This is a genomic window from Altericroceibacterium spongiae, from assembly GCF_003610805.1.
GTDB lineage: Bacteria > Pseudomonadota > Alphaproteobacteria > Sphingomonadales > Sphingomonadaceae > Altericroceibacterium > Altericroceibacterium spongiae.
Genome location: NZ_RAPF01000001.1, coordinates 502,040 through 514,752 on the forward strand (window position 1 = coordinate 502,040; position 12,713 = coordinate 514,752).

General features: G+C 58.8%; 12 protein-coding genes. 5 read left to right on the forward strand and 7 right to left on the reverse strand.

All coding sequences use genetic code 11. The features are described 5' to 3' along the window. Positions 1–62: 62 nt before the first annotated feature. A complete protein-coding gene (locus tag D6851_RS02280) occupies positions 63–671 on the forward strand; it encodes a TetR/AcrR family transcriptional regulator (RefSeq protein WP_120323227.1) in 609 nt (202 codons plus the stop codon). A 248-nt stretch (positions 672–919) separates the two neighbouring features. Here the strand turns inward: D6851_RS02280 and D6851_RS02285 are convergent, their stop codons facing one another. Genes D6851_RS02285 through D6851_RS17660 form a run of 3 tightly spaced genes read right to left on the reverse strand, consistent with a single transcriptional unit; the run spans position 920 to position 2,772 of the window. After that, positions 920–1,372 carry an aconitase X swivel domain-containing protein gene (locus D6851_RS02285; RefSeq protein ID WP_238473897.1) on the reverse strand — a complete coding sequence of 151 codons (453 nt, stop codon included), beginning with the start codon at positions 1,370–1,372 and terminating at the stop codon, positions 920–922. Continuing rightward, positions 1,369–2,367 (reverse strand): aconitase X, encoded by a 999-nt coding sequence (locus D6851_RS02290; RefSeq protein WP_120323228.1) that lies wholly within the window; start codon positions 2,365–2,367, stop codon positions 1,369–1,371. Before D6851_RS02290 ends, D6851_RS02285 begins: the two co-directional genes overlap by 4 nt. A 12-nt stretch (positions 2,368–2,379) precedes the next feature. Continuing rightward, positions 2,380–2,772 carry a hypothetical protein gene (locus tag D6851_RS17660; protein WP_183029971.1) on the reverse strand — a complete coding sequence of 131 codons (393 nt, stop codon included), beginning with the start codon at positions 2,770–2,772 and terminating at the stop codon, positions 2,380–2,382. Here D6851_RS17660 and D6851_RS02300 point away from each other — a divergent pair. After that, a complete protein-coding gene (locus D6851_RS02300) occupies positions 2,749–3,861 on the forward strand; it encodes an FAD-dependent oxidoreductase (protein WP_238473898.1) in 1,113 nt (370 codons plus the stop codon). The two genes, D6851_RS17660 and D6851_RS02300, sit on opposite strands and share 24 nt — an antisense overlap. Positions 3,862–3,865: 4 nt before the next feature. After that, positions 3,866–4,072, forward strand: a complete 207-nt coding sequence (locus D6851_RS02305; protein ID WP_120323229.1) for a DUF2149 domain-containing protein — start codon at positions 3,866–3,868, stop codon at positions 4,070–4,072. Between the two features lie 203 nt (positions 4,073–4,275). On the opposite strand, the gene D6851_RS02310 is transcribed toward D6851_RS02305, so the two are convergent. Further along, positions 4,276–5,850: a S10 family peptidase gene (locus D6851_RS02310; RefSeq protein WP_120323230.1), complete on the reverse strand. Its 1,575-nt coding sequence runs from the start codon at positions 5,848–5,850 to the stop codon at positions 4,276–4,278. A 66-nt stretch (positions 5,851–5,916) separates the two neighbouring features. Then, positions 5,917–7,731 (reverse strand): DUF885 domain-containing protein, encoded by a 1,815-nt coding sequence (locus tag D6851_RS02315; RefSeq protein ID WP_120323231.1) that lies wholly within the window; start codon positions 7,729–7,731, stop codon positions 5,917–5,919. Between the two features lie 257 nt (positions 7,732–7,988). Here D6851_RS02315 and D6851_RS02320 point away from each other — a divergent pair, with 257 nt between their 5' ends. After that, positions 7,989–8,639, forward strand: a complete 651-nt coding sequence (locus D6851_RS02320; protein WP_120323232.1) for a GntR family transcriptional regulator — start codon at positions 7,989–7,991, stop codon at positions 8,637–8,639. A gap of 153 nt (positions 8,640–8,792) precedes the next feature. Then, entirely contained in the window at positions 8,793–10,595 is a 1,803-nt protein-coding gene (locus D6851_RS02325; RefSeq protein WP_120323233.1) for an amidohydrolase family protein, read from the forward strand. A gap of 59 nt (positions 10,596–10,654) precedes the next feature. Here the strand turns inward: D6851_RS02325 and D6851_RS02330 are convergent, their stop codons facing one another. Both D6851_RS02330 and D6851_RS02335 read right to left on the reverse strand, forming a co-directional pair. Beyond that, positions 10,655–11,743: a fatty acid desaturase family protein gene (locus D6851_RS02330; RefSeq protein WP_120323234.1), complete on the reverse strand. Its 1,089-nt coding sequence runs from the start codon at positions 11,741–11,743 to the stop codon at positions 10,655–10,657. Positions 11,744–12,049: 306 nt separating this feature from the next. Beyond that, positions 12,050–12,667 (reverse strand): hypothetical protein, encoded by a 618-nt coding sequence (locus D6851_RS02335; RefSeq protein ID WP_120323235.1) that lies wholly within the window; start codon positions 12,665–12,667, stop codon positions 12,050–12,052. Between the last annotated feature and the right edge of the window lie 46 nt (positions 12,668–12,713).

Consider the following 12,713-nt stretch of genomic DNA (forward strand, 5'->3'; position numbering starts at 1 on the left):
ATTGTGCAGTTGCGAAAACGTGTAATAGGCATTACATTGACCTTCGACAAGAGGGAGTGGAGATGGTCGAAGTAAAAAATCATCGGTTGGGCGACAGGCGGCAGGCTTTCCTGCATGCCGCACGCGATCTGTTTGTCCGGCAGGGTTATGAAACAACGTCACTGGCAGATATTGTGGACGCTGCCGGAGGGTCTCTGGCGACCTTATACAAGCTTTTTGGAAATAAAGCAGGCCTTCTGAACGCGATTGTCCATGAGGAGAAAGCCATAGGAGTCGGCTTTATCCGCGATGCGGCGGCGGCCGATACCGACCCGGCGACAGCGCTCTATAATCTGGCAGAGGCGGCTTTCTCCTATTACACCGATCCTGAAGCGATCCGATTCATGCGGTTGATGATTGCTGTCAGCATTGCTCATCCCGAATGCGGACAGGAATATTTCGATTGTTCGATTTCCCAGTCTTATCAGGAGATGGAAGAGCTGTTCCGCAAATGGGAAATGCGGGGCATCGTGCTCAATTACAGCCCCAGAATGCTGGCTGAAATGTTCTTTTCGCTGATTGCCTACGATCTGCAAATACAGGCCATTTCCATGCGAAAGGAGCGGCAATTGACGGAGGAAAATCTACGCAAGAGAATAGATTTTTTTCTCAAAGGCGCCGGCCTTGCCTGACAGGAAGTCTCCTTTTTTCGCCGTGCAGCAGTGGATTTTGCCAGCTCTAACTTGCACCCGTCGGTTTCATAAAATGAAAGGTTTGTTTGACGGGTGATACAGCGAAGCGGTTAACGCAGGATCTCCGGTCTGGTACGTGCGCTGCTCTATTGAATTTAAAATAATCACTATTTTACAATTATATAATTACACATATTGATCTTAGCTTGAATATTTTACGTCTGTTAAAACAGTGTGGGGGGAGGCGCCTAGCGCCTGCCCCCTTTCCACACCTGAATTTCACCCGCATCGGCATCTATTCGTACCCAGTCACCGCTGGCGATATGTGCAATCGGGTTCAGATCGCAATCGGTCATGGCCGGGACGCGCAGCACCACCGAACCGAGCGCCGCCTTGGTAGTCATGATGTTGAAGATCAACGCAATCGGTGCTTTCTGGCGCAAACGGGCCATATGGAAAATGGCTGACCAACCGGACGATCCTTTCGCGCCTGGAAAGACCAGAATCTTGCCGGCAAAGCTTTGCCCGCGCAATTCGTGACGGCTTTCGATTACCTCCCCGGTCATCGGGCTGACACCGCCCCAGCCGGAAATGGTCTGGCTGGTGACAAGCGCTTCGCCTTCGGTCACACCGCCCACAACTTTACGCCCGTGAATGATGAGGTCGGGTTTGCTTGCCGTTACGCTGGTATCCGTCATCATGCCAGTCTCCCTTCCCAGCGCCCGGTGCAGGCTGCCTCGATACATTCGGCGGTGGTGCCGTACCATCCTTCGATCCCCATGATGGCGGGCAGATAATGGGTCTGCTTGGCGCTGTCGAAAGCGGCCACTTTCGTGCCTTTCGGTATGGCCTGACTGATGGCGGAACAGGTATCGGTCATCAGTAGCGCTCCGGCTTTGCGCAGCATTTCGGCGTAACCGCTGGCTTCCGCCGTAGCTTTGACGGCGCGGCTGGTGAAGATCCACAATGCACTGTTTTCATGAACTTTACGGCCTTCGATCAGGCGTGCCGCTTCGCCGATCTGGTCGAGCGAATAATGCGGACAACCGAGCATCACATAATCGACATCGTGGCTTTCGCCCATGCTATTGAGTTTTTCGTAGACTTCGCGTCGCGCGGCATCGTCATAGCAGAAATGCTCGCCCCGCTGTGCCCCGCCAAAGGCGGTTGCGAGATCGGGCGCTTCGGGCGTGATGCCGACCATATGATACATTTCTACGCCGCCCGACGAGGCAGCGGCGGCGCCGAAATGCTTGTGACGGATCAATGAAGGATCGTGGATCGGCCCATCCAGTACAGGAATAGAATCTTCCACAGCACCACCGACGAAATAGCCCAGCAGACCCCATTCGAAAATATCGTCCACCGGGCGGGCGACGTCGACCAGATGGTGCCCTTTACGGAAATCGTCCCGATGAAAGCCCCAGTCGGGAATGCGTTTTGCCAGCATGGCGGCACTGGTGGATTCGCGGCCTTCGCAATTGGTGCGCACTTCGAAAGGCACACCCCCGGCGGCGCGAATAGCCTCTTTCACCACTTTGGCCACGCCATCGAGATGGGCATAGCATACGGCCAGTTCGGACGAGGAATTGACCACGGCGATCTTGGGTTTGAGCATATCGTCCTCGCTCAGTCCCAGAGCGAGCCACTGGGCCCGGCGAGCGGCGGAATTGGCGGACAGGCTGCGCAAAGTCATGGAATAGTCTCCTTAGGAAGCAGGAACGGGATCGGGGAGCGGTGGTGTGGTATCGGGCCGTTTGCGGACAAAATGAGCGATACCCAGGGCACAAAGCGCCAGAGTGAGAGGGCAGATGGCCAGAATGGCGAAGCTGCGCACGATCGGCAGGCCGCTGGTCAGCACATAGCCGCCGATGATCGGCCCGGCGATACCGCCGATCTTGGCGACCGAAGTGGCCCAGCCAGCGCCATTGGCGCGGATGGCAGTAGCGTAATAGACACCGGCGATGGAGAGGATGCCGAAATGCGCCCCGCCGACAAAGCTGGTCGATATTACCGTTGCGATGTCGTTGTGATCGGCGGCCTTTCGACCGGCGGTCTCGTTATCTGGATCGACCGGATGACAGACTGGGAAGGCAACCATGTCATTCAGGGTTTCGCTCGCGAGTTTATCGACCGGATGCCCCCCGCCGGAGTGGCCGGGCCGCCCGTGACCGACTGGGGCTCGCACGATCCGGACAAGGCCGCTTACTGGCGTCTGCGCACCTCTGCATTTCATGGCATCGTGACATGGGCGCCCACGCTCGATCCCGAACGGATGAAGCTCAATGCACAGGAAATGATGATCGAAGCCGGGGTGAGGCTGGTGTTCCATGCGTGGGCGGAGGAAGGCCGGGTCAACGGTGTCATCTTCGAATCCAAACATGGGCGGCAGGCCGTGATGGCCGATGTGGTGGTGGACACCACCGGCGATGGCGATGTTTTTGCACGGGCCGGGGGATCTTTCGAAGACGATATCGAGCAGGGTGATGTGCACCATTCGATGAATACGAGTTTCCTGATAGGCGGGGTGGATATGCCGCGATGGCTCGCTTTCCGGGCCGAACAGCTCGAACAGTTCAATCAGTTCACCGCGCTGGGCCGCGAAAGGCTGGGTTTCTTCCAGACACCTTATGTCACCTGGCGCGATGACATCGCGGTCTTCATGGGGCCGCGCCAGTCAGGCCTGTCTGCGCTCGATGTCGATGATATGACCGAGGTGGAAATTCGTTCGCATCGCATGATGGCGATGCACTGCGAATTCTTCCGGGCGAATGCGCCGGGATTCGAAAATGCCTATATGATGCTCAGCGCCCCGCAGCTGGGCGTGCGCCATACGCGGCGGCTGGTCGGGACGGATCGGATCGAGCGGAGGAACTGGGGCAGGGGAGAGCCGTCGCCCGATGAGATCGGTGTCAGCCCTTCGGTCAGCCCAAAATTTCCGATTGTCTCAGTGCCTTACGGGGCGCTGGTACCGCGCGAACTGGACGGTCTGCTGGCGGCGGGCAGGCATATTTCCTGCGATGCCAACAGTCATGGTTTCATGCGCGAAATTCCGCAATGCTGGCTTACCGGGCAGGCTGCCGGGGTCGCCGCAGCGCTGGCTGCCGATCGGGGTATTGCGCCACGCGCTGTCGATCCGGTGGACATTCGCCGGGTGCTTCGTCAGCAGGGCGCCTATTTGCACGATTGACATAATGGCTCCGCGGAGAGCGAAAGGGCGTGCGAGTTTCGGGCGGTGCCGGAACTCCGGGGAAGAAAATATGACCATCACGATCAGGAACGGAGAAAAGCTGAAGCGTTACACATCTGGCGACCGGATAGGGGAAGGTGGCGGTATCAAAGCCGGTACTACCTATCGATTGCCCGAGGGAAATCTGGTTTATATTCCTGAATCAGAATAATTTTTTCAAAGGTGACGCCCGGTCTGCCTAAGGGGGCCAGAGCGGCACCGAACAGGGCCAGAAAGCGGCTGAACGGGGCCAGAAGGCAATCGGACAGAGCCATAAGCGCACCGCGCTGCCTTTTTTCACCGCAACCCTCTGCAAGGTCGGTCAGGGGCGGGTGGTGCTGCCTGTCCCGCCCCGGCTCCGAACGGTCTCTCCCTTCAGGGCGCGGCCTTTTTGTAGAAATCCACCAGATCGCGGCGCAGTGCTGTCATCGCTTCGGGGCGGATATAAATCATGTGCCCGGATTTATAATAACGGAAGGTCAGATTGCCCCGCAAGGAAGGATCGAGCTGCATGTGTTTGAGATCGTATTCGGCTCCGAAAAAGGGTGTGGCCATATCGTAATAACCGTTGAGCGAAAGCACCTGCAAATGCGGATTGATCCGCATGGCGCGGGCGAGGTCGAGTGCGGTATTGGCTGCCGTCATCCTGCCCCATCCGCCATCGGGCGGAGTATGGCTCTGATCCCATCGGGAGGATATTTCCCGATAGAAATTGGGCCGGTATTGCAGTTCGGTCTTATATCCCAGTGTACCGAACAGATAGCTGTTGATGGCGGCAGTATAGGCCCCGCTGATCGCGGTATCGGCGGGGTCGTATTGCGGCCCGTCTCCGGCTTCGTCGACATCGATGCCGGTAAAGCGCGAATCCAGCCTCCCGACCGTGCGGCTCTGATCGCGCATCAGCTCCTTGCGGAAGCGGTTGAGATCGACCCGCAGATCGTTGCGCAGCAGAAATTCGGGTGAGAGGCCGGTATAGGCGGCCATCCGGCTGGCAATCCGGTTGCGTTCGGCATCGCTCAGATCGTCTCCTTTGGCCAGCGCCGCGAGATAGGGACCGCGGGCGAATTCGCGCACTTCATCGAGGAAAGGTTCCAGCCTGGCCGGGCGGTCGGCCAGCCGGTTATGATACCAGGCGGTGGCGGCATAGCTGGGCAGATAGGTGACATAGAGCCGGTCGTAACCCGGATTGCGAATGCCGTAATTGAGGATCGAGGAGAGCAGGATGACGCCATTCATCTGCACACCGCGATTTTGCAATTCGTTGACCAGCCCGGCGGCGCGCAGAGTGCCGTAGCTTTCGCCCAGCAGAATCTTGGGTGAATTCCAGCGCCGGGTAATGGACAGATAGCGCTGAATACCCTTGGCAAATGCGTCGATATCCTGATCGACACCCCAGAATTCGGGGCCTTCCGCTTTCCCCAAAGGGCGTGACAGGCCCGTGCCGATCGCATCGAGAAAGACGAGATCGGTCGTGTCGATCAGGCTTTCGTGATTGGGCCCGAGAGAGAAAGGAGCGGGCGGCTGGGCGCGGTCGGTCGGCGTATCGACCCGCACCGGACCGAAAGAGCCCATATGCAGCCACATGCTCGAGGAACCGGGGCCGCCATTGAAAATGAAAGTGACCGGCCGGTCGGAAGCTTCACCGCGATTATCGGCGGTATAGGCCACATAGAACATGCTGGCGATTGGCTCGCCCGCATCGTTGCGCAATGTCAGAGTGCCGGGCGTAGCGGTATAATCGATCCGCTGCCCTTCCACCGTGACATGGCCTTTCGAAGGCTGAGCCTGTTCTTCGATGGGGGGACGGGCCGTGTTTTCCTCTGCGCGCCGGGCCGCTTCGCTTTTCTGATCTTCCTGTTCTGCGGCCAGAACGCTGGCAGGCAGTGCGGTAGAAAGGAGCAGCATGGCGCCAAGAGCATGGCCCAGCGGGCGGATAAAGGGTGCAGTCATCCAAGAGGTCCTGAGGATATGGAGAAGAGGGGAAGGGCGTAGGGAAAAGAGGCCGGCAACCCGCCTCTATTCGCTGGTGGTTGTTTGCTCTTTTTCTTCGGAAATCCGGGCTTTTTCGCTGGCAATGAAGCGGCGCATTTCCCGTTCCAGAGTGGGCAGCGGCACCGAGCCGAGCGTCAGCAGCGTGTCATGAAACGGGCGCTGGTCGAAATCGTCGCCCAGTTCCTCTTCCGCTTCGCTTCGCAGGCGGCGAATGGTCAGTTCGCCCAGCTTGTAAGCCAGCGCCTGACCCGGCCAGGCGATATAGCGGTCCACCTCGTTCTTGATATCGAGCGGGGCGAGGGCGGTGTGGTCGGTCAGATAATCGACGGCCTGCTGGCGTGACCAGCCCATCGAATGCATTCCCGTATCGATCACCAGCCGCGCTGCGCGCCACATTTCGAATGTCTCGCGGCCGAACTCCTCATAGGGTGTTTTGTAAATCCCCATTTTCGAGCCGAGCCATTCGCAATAGAGCCCCCAGCCTTCGCCATAGCCCGAGAAATAGGTCGATTTGCGGAAATCCGGGCGGTCGGGGGCTTCCAGCGCATAGGCCGCCTGAAAGCTGTGCCCCGGATTGCATTCATGCAGTGTCAGCGCAGGGATTGCATAAAGCGGCCTTTGCGGCAGATCGTATGTGTTCATCAGGCAGCTATCGAGCCCGCCGCGCCCCGAGGTGTAGATCGGGGCAATCTCATCCGGCACGGGCAGAATGGTGAAGCGATAGCGCGGCAGGCGATTGAATGTGTCTTTCAGCCGCCCGTCCATCTTCTTGGCCACATAAGCGGAAAGAGACAGCAACTCCTTGGGCGTCTCGGCATAGAATTGCGGATCGGTGCGCAGAAATTCGAGAAATTCGCTGAAGCTGCCGTCGAAACCGGCATCCCTGATCGTCTGCTTCATATCGGCATCGATCCGGGCGACTTCTTTCAGCCCGATAGCATGGATTTCTGCGGGGGTCAGGTCGAGTGTCGTATAATGGCGAATCTGGTCCTGATAGAAGGCTTTGCCATCGGGGAGCGAATAGGCATCGATCGTGTCGCGTGCGCCGGGAATATACTCCTCGCGCATGAAAGCGAGCAGCTTCGTATAAGCCGGTACGATGGTGTTATCGATGGTTTTCAGCGCTTCGGCCTGTAACGCTTCGCGCCGCTCCGGGGCAATATTGTCGGGCATTTCGGCGAAGGCTTTATAGAACGGATTATCCTTGCCCGGCCGGGTAAAGGGAACGATGGTTTCGTCGCGCCCCTGCAAAGATACTTTGGGCACCGTATAGCCGCGTGCCAGGCCGCGGCGCATATTGGCGATATTCTCGGCAAAGAAGCGCGGAATATCGCGCATCCGCCCCAGATAGAGCGTGTAATCATCGGCCCCGGAATAGGGTGTGCGCGGATTGATCCCGGCCCAGAAAAACGTGTCGCTGTTGAGCGGTGCTTCATAGGTCTTGTATTCTATGTCCGAGACCTGTTGCCATAGCCATGTGCGGAACACATCGGCATTGATCTGCTCTTCATGCGAGAGCTGGCCGGGCGGTATGGCGTCGATTTTCTCGATCAGGCCCGCCCAGTAATCATGGCGCCGCTGCTGGCTTTCGGGGGTGACGCTGGGCAAATGGTCCGAAGGGCCGCCGCGTGAATTGTCGGGCGTTTCGGGCAGGCGTGCCATTTCCTTCATGCGCCAGGGCCATTCTGCTTCGTAAAGCGCCTTCAGTTGAAGGTCGGCGGCGGAAGACGGCACCTCACTTTGGGCCGGGGTGGAATCCTGTGCCATGACGGCGACCGGAGCAGTGCTGGAAACCAGAGTGAGTGCCAGCGCGGCGAAAAAAGTGGATCGATGCGGCATTGGGTCCTCCTGTTGCCACGGGGTCTGTCGCCCGAAAGTGCCGGATGCCCGAATCCGGAGCGTGTTTCGTTTATATACATATAATGTATACGATGAACCTTATTCATTCAAGCGGGCTTCTCAGGGTCGAAAAGGCGCTGATAGTCACGCGGCAGAAGAGGAGAATTGACGACCTCAGATCCGCTGAAACGGCATAAAAGAGCCGATCCTGCTGAATAAAGCTGCAAAAACAGCGCGAATGATACTATCTGGACAATATGAGCATTATTATACGCAACCTGTCCGATCAGCTTGTGGACCTTGTCCGCGAACGTGTGCTTTCGGGCCTTGTCCCCAATGACAGAGCGATCCGTCAGGATTCCCTCGCCGCCGAACTCGGCATTTCCAAGATCCCTTTGCGTGAAGCGCTGGCCCGGCTGGAACAGGAAGGTCTGCTGTTTTCCAAAGCCAATCGCGGCTTTTTCGTGCGCCCTCTGAGCCGCCCCGAAGCTGAGGAGGTTTTCGCGCTGCGGATCAAGCTGGAGCCCGATGCGATGGCCAAAGGGGCCGAGCGGGCCAGCGAGGAAGAACAGCGCGCGGCGCAGAATGTCTTCGCGAAACTGCATCAGCTCACCGATGGACGCGGCGAAGGGGTGGGGGCGTTCAATCGCGCTTTTCATCTCGCCTTGCTGGCGCCCAGCGGGCTCGATCTCACGGTGGATATTCTCAGGCGGCTGCATGTCCTTTCGGAGCGCTATGTGCGCAAGCATCTGGAGCCTCTGGGGCGTGACGAGCGAGCGAATGAGGAACATCGCGAAATGCTTGAAGCATGGCTGGCGCGTGATGGTGTGCGCACACGCAGCCTGACCGAAGTGCATGTGCAAAAGACGATGGACGATCTTGCCCAGCAGCTCGACGTAGAGGAATAGGCGCGGCGCTCCGAACGGCGTTTGCATGGGGCCACTGCCTGCTGCCGGTTTCTGGATACATTTTTGTAAAGAAGGGCTGGAAAACACGCGATGGCGCGATAGAGTGCCGCGCGGCGCAGGCGCTGCGCGATATCCGGACAGGGGGAATATGGCATGAAACGGGTGCTCAAAACGGTTTTGATGAGCGGGCTGGTGATGACCGCTGGCGCACCTTCGATCGCGGCATCGGGTGAACGGCTTTCCGCTGCGCAGCCGCTCGTCATCACCGATGCGATGATCTTCGATGCGACAGGCCGCGATGCGTATAAAGGCACTGTCATTATTCGGGACGGGCGGATTGCCGCGGTGGGCTCCGATATTGCTGTGCCTGCGGGAATGAAACGGATCGATGCGCAGGGCGAAGCGCTGCTGCCCGGCTTTTTCGATGTGCACACGCACTGGTCCCCGGCGGGTAAACCCGGCACTTTGCCGCAGATCGCCTCTGCCTATATCCGCAAGGGCATCACCACGGTGAACGATTTCCATCAGCAGCCCGAAGCGTTCGCCCCCAAAAGGGCCTGGCTGGAGACGCTTGCCGCACCGCATGTCAATTTCGTGGCGCGGATGAGCACGCCGGGCGGCCATGGTGCCGACTGGGCCGATGTTCACACCACCAAATGGGTCGCCTCACCCCTGTCGGCCCGGCGTGAAGTGGATGCGCTGCAACCCTATAAGCCCGACTATATCAAGGCCTTCACCGATGGCTGGCGCTACGGCATGTCGCCCGAGGAAAGCTCGATGAATTTCGAGACGCTGGATGCGCTGACCGATGAAGCGCATAAGAATGGCGAACGCGTTCTGTCGCATACGGTGACCGTGGAGCGCGGCGTGCTGGCTGCGCGGGCGGGTGTGGACGTGATCGCGCACAGCCTTCAGGACCGGGCAATAGATGATGCCAGCGTTCAGGCTATCCGGCAGGATGGTACGTTCTACGCACCCACTCTGGCGATTTACGAACCGCGTGAATTGCTGGAGAAACCCTCTGGCGATCTGACCGAGGAAGACCGGCAGCGTCTGCGCAAATGGGAATTCGCCCAGAATAATCTGCGCAAACTCTACGCTGCGGGTGTGCCGGTAGCGCTGGGCACCGATGCCGGGATCGGTCATGCCGTGCATGGCGAATCCTCGCTGCACGAAATGGAGCTGATGGTGGAGGCAGGGCTTTCGCCAAAGGCCGCTCTGCTGGCCGGGACCGCAAACAGCGCCATGGCGCTCGGCCTGCTGGATGATCGCGGCACGATCGAGCCGGGCAAGCGCGCGGATATCGTCCTGCTTGCCGGGCGGCCGTGGGAAAATATCTCCGATATCCGCAAGGTGGAACGGGTCTTCGTCGATGGCAGGCCGGTAGTGGCACCGGGCCTTCCTTTGCCTGCCGCCAATGAGGCCGAATATCTCCCGCCTTTGCCGGCGGTCGATCTGGTCGACGATTTCGAACGTTCCGATGGCCGCAGCACACTCGATACGTTGCGTCTCGCCGATATGGATGGCGGGGTGGAGCGTTCCGCAGTGGTGACCAATCTGGTGCCGCGCAAAGAGGGCGGGCAGGCGCTGCTGCTGACTGCGCATATGTCGCCCGATGACGATGCCGAGGGCGGCGTTCTCATCCCGCTGAGCCGCGGTTCGGTGCAGCCGATGGAAGCGGGCGACCATGCCGGTATCCGCTTCGAGCTGAAAGGCGAAGGAACCTATTCGCTGGTGGTCAATACGCTGCACGGGCAATGGGTTGCGCAGGTGGAAGGCAAGCCCGAATGGACAAGCGTGCAGGTGCCCTTTTCGGCGCTGGAGTCTGCCCGCTCAGGTCGCTTCGCACCGGAAACGTGGACCGGCAAAGATCTAACTGAAATCGGCGTGATTGCGCATCGCCCGGCCGGGGCCAGCGCCTGGGCCGAAATCGACAATGTCGGCTTTTATCGCTGACCTGCGCCTTGCGGTGCAAAGCCGCCGGGGAGCCGCCGGGGCGCGGGCTGCGGTGCGGCTTAGCGCCGCGGCTTGCGCATGGTGTTGACGGCGAGGCGGGCGATGACCGCGCGCAGCGAAGGATAGCTCGCCGTTTCATAAACAGAATCCTGCGTCAGAGCGCCCGAAATCCGGCGATGCGCTTCGCCCAGCGAATGATAGGGCAGCCGCGGCAGCAGGTGATGCAGCGCGTGATAGCGCAGACCCACCGGCGCCCACAGATAGGGCAGGAAACCGTCGGGCACATTCACACTGTCGAGATATTGCGCAGTGATATTGAGCGTTTCGCCTTCATTCTCCCACAAATGGGCCGCCAGCGTACGCAACTGGTTGATAACCGCCACGCCCGAGATCACGCCCATATAGATGAGAAAGGCCTTGAGCGGGAGAATACCTGTCAGCGTGGTGACGATCAGCGCGATGGCCACGCAGCTTGCGCCCAGTTCCTGCCAGCGCCATTGCTTCGCGAAATCGCCTTCCGGATCGCGCCGTTCGAAGCGCGGATTGATCTGGAGGCCCGAGAAACGGCCCACCACCAGACGCCGCAGGCGGGGTGAAAACATCGATAGCGGGCCGAGAATGCCGAAACGCAGCAGCAGGCCCACCGGCATGAGAATCGCCGTCAGCAGAAATAGCGGCAAAGACCAGGGTTTCATCAGCGCCAGCGGCAGATATTCCGGGTCTTCCACCGTACCGTAGCGCGTGCGGGTGTGATGGATCATGTGAATGCCTTCATACATGAAGGAAGGCAGCATCATCGGCGCGCCGATCACCAGATTCCAGCCGAGCCGGAAGTGAGGCAGCCGCGAATGATCCAGATGGGTAATCTCATGAATGAACAGCGTTGCCCGATACAGCGCGAGCACCGAGAGAATAGCGCAGGCCACCGCCAGCCAGGGCGAGGATACCAGAATAGCCCCGGCCAGAGCCGCATAGCCGATCGCTGCCGAACCGAGAAAATCGGTCCAGTAAATCACCGGATTGGGCGTGCTCAGATCGCGTGTCAGCTTGGCAGCCATGCGCAGCATGTCCCGATCGTCGGTGATCTTAGACAGAGGAACTGTTGCTGTGACCTTGGTCATGGGCTTGGTGTTCAACAATGTATCCATAGGAATCTACCTGAAAGCTCTGCCCGAACGGCCGGACATTCTTTCCCTTTGTGATGCTTGGCACGCTTTTGGCATTTAATGCCTGTGCAGCATTGACAAGGATCAACGCATTCAAAGTCCTAACCGGTTCTTCCTTCATCTGCGATGAATAGACATTGCAGAAAAAGAGACAGGCCGGGACAATATTTGCACAAATAAGATCATCTCGGGCAAGTGCAAGCAGACATTCGGTCCTCCCCCCTGCTTTGCTGTCGCTTTTATTCACCTGCAAAGGGCAGAAAAGCTCCGGTTTTCCGGAGCCTTTCATTACATATGATATTCGACTTTCTTCAGCAATTCACGGCGCTGGCGGCGCTGGCGGATCTGCGCCGTGCTGATGGTGAGGGGCCGGACACGCGCCCCCTTCGGCGCGCCATGATCGAAGTGAAAACTGCGAACCGCGCCGACCGGCAGACGTTCGGGGGCATAGAATGCCACGACGACCAGATCGAGCTGATGGACATCCTTGATTGCCACATCGGTCTCTTCATTGGCCTGCAACATCGTGCTGGCGATATCTTCGAAATGGCCCATATCGAGATATTGCCCGGTGCTGAGGCTTCCCTGTCCCATTTTTGACCGTGGGTCCTGGCCCAGATCGTCGGGCAATTCGTGCAGATCGGTCAAAGGCAGTTCGATTTGTCGCTCACCGATATGCAGCGTCCCGATCAGGCTGGTGACGTAAAGCGGTTCGCTGCTCATATTGGTCACAAGACAGCGGCTGCGCATCCCCCGCCCGGCGGCACGCGTGATGAGGATTGAGGATCGTCTGGTCGCCCGGAACTGGATGAACAGCAACTGGAGATAGGTTATCCACACGATGAGCATCAGGAAACTCAGCACATTGCTGGTGATGCCGCTATTTAATGAAAGCCAGTGCAGCATGGGTTGATGTCTTATATCTATCCTTAGGGGGGTGGGGCGAGCAGCC

What these genes read in the sequence shown, in the direction of transcription:
- D6851_RS02280 (WP_120323227.1), top strand. Translation starts at nt 63, where the DNA reads ATGGTCGAAGTAAAAAATCATCGGTTGGGCGACAGGCGGCAGGCTTTC.
- D6851_RS02285 (WP_238473897.1), bottom strand. Translation starts at nt 1,372, where the DNA reads ATGATGACGGATACCAGCGTAACGGCAAGCAAACCCGACCTCATCATT.
- D6851_RS02290 (WP_120323228.1), bottom strand. Translation starts at nt 2,367, where the DNA reads ATGACTTTGCGCAGCCTGTCCGCCAATTCCGCCGCTCGCCGGGCCCAG.
- D6851_RS02300 (WP_238473898.1), top strand. Translation starts at nt 2,749, where the DNA reads ATGACAGACTGGGAAGGCAACCATGTCATTCAGGGTTTCGCTCGCGAG.
- D6851_RS17660 (WP_183029971.1), bottom strand. Translation starts at nt 2,772, where the DNA reads ATGGTTGCCTTCCCAGTCTGTCATCCGGTCGATCCAGATAACGAGACC.
- D6851_RS02305 (WP_120323229.1), top strand. Translation starts at nt 3,866, where the DNA reads ATGGCTCCGCGGAGAGCGAAAGGGCGTGCGAGTTTCGGGCGGTGCCGG.
- D6851_RS02310 (WP_120323230.1), bottom strand. Translation starts at nt 5,850, where the DNA reads ATGACTGCACCCTTTATCCGCCCGCTGGGCCATGCTCTTGGCGCCATG.
- D6851_RS02315 (WP_120323231.1), bottom strand. Translation starts at nt 7,731, where the DNA reads ATGCCGCATCGATCCACTTTTTTCGCCGCGCTGGCACTCACTCTGGTT.
- D6851_RS02320 (WP_120323232.1), top strand. Translation starts at nt 7,989, where the DNA reads ATGAGCATTATTATACGCAACCTGTCCGATCAGCTTGTGGACCTTGTC.
- D6851_RS02325 (WP_120323233.1), top strand. Translation starts at nt 8,793, where the DNA reads ATGAAACGGGTGCTCAAAACGGTTTTGATGAGCGGGCTGGTGATGACC.
- D6851_RS02330 (WP_120323234.1), bottom strand. Translation starts at nt 11,743, where the DNA reads ATGGATACATTGTTGAACACCAAGCCCATGACCAAGGTCACAGCAACA.
- D6851_RS02335 (WP_120323235.1), bottom strand. Translation starts at nt 12,667, where the DNA reads ATGCTGCACTGGCTTTCATTAAATAGCGGCATCACCAGCAATGTGCTG.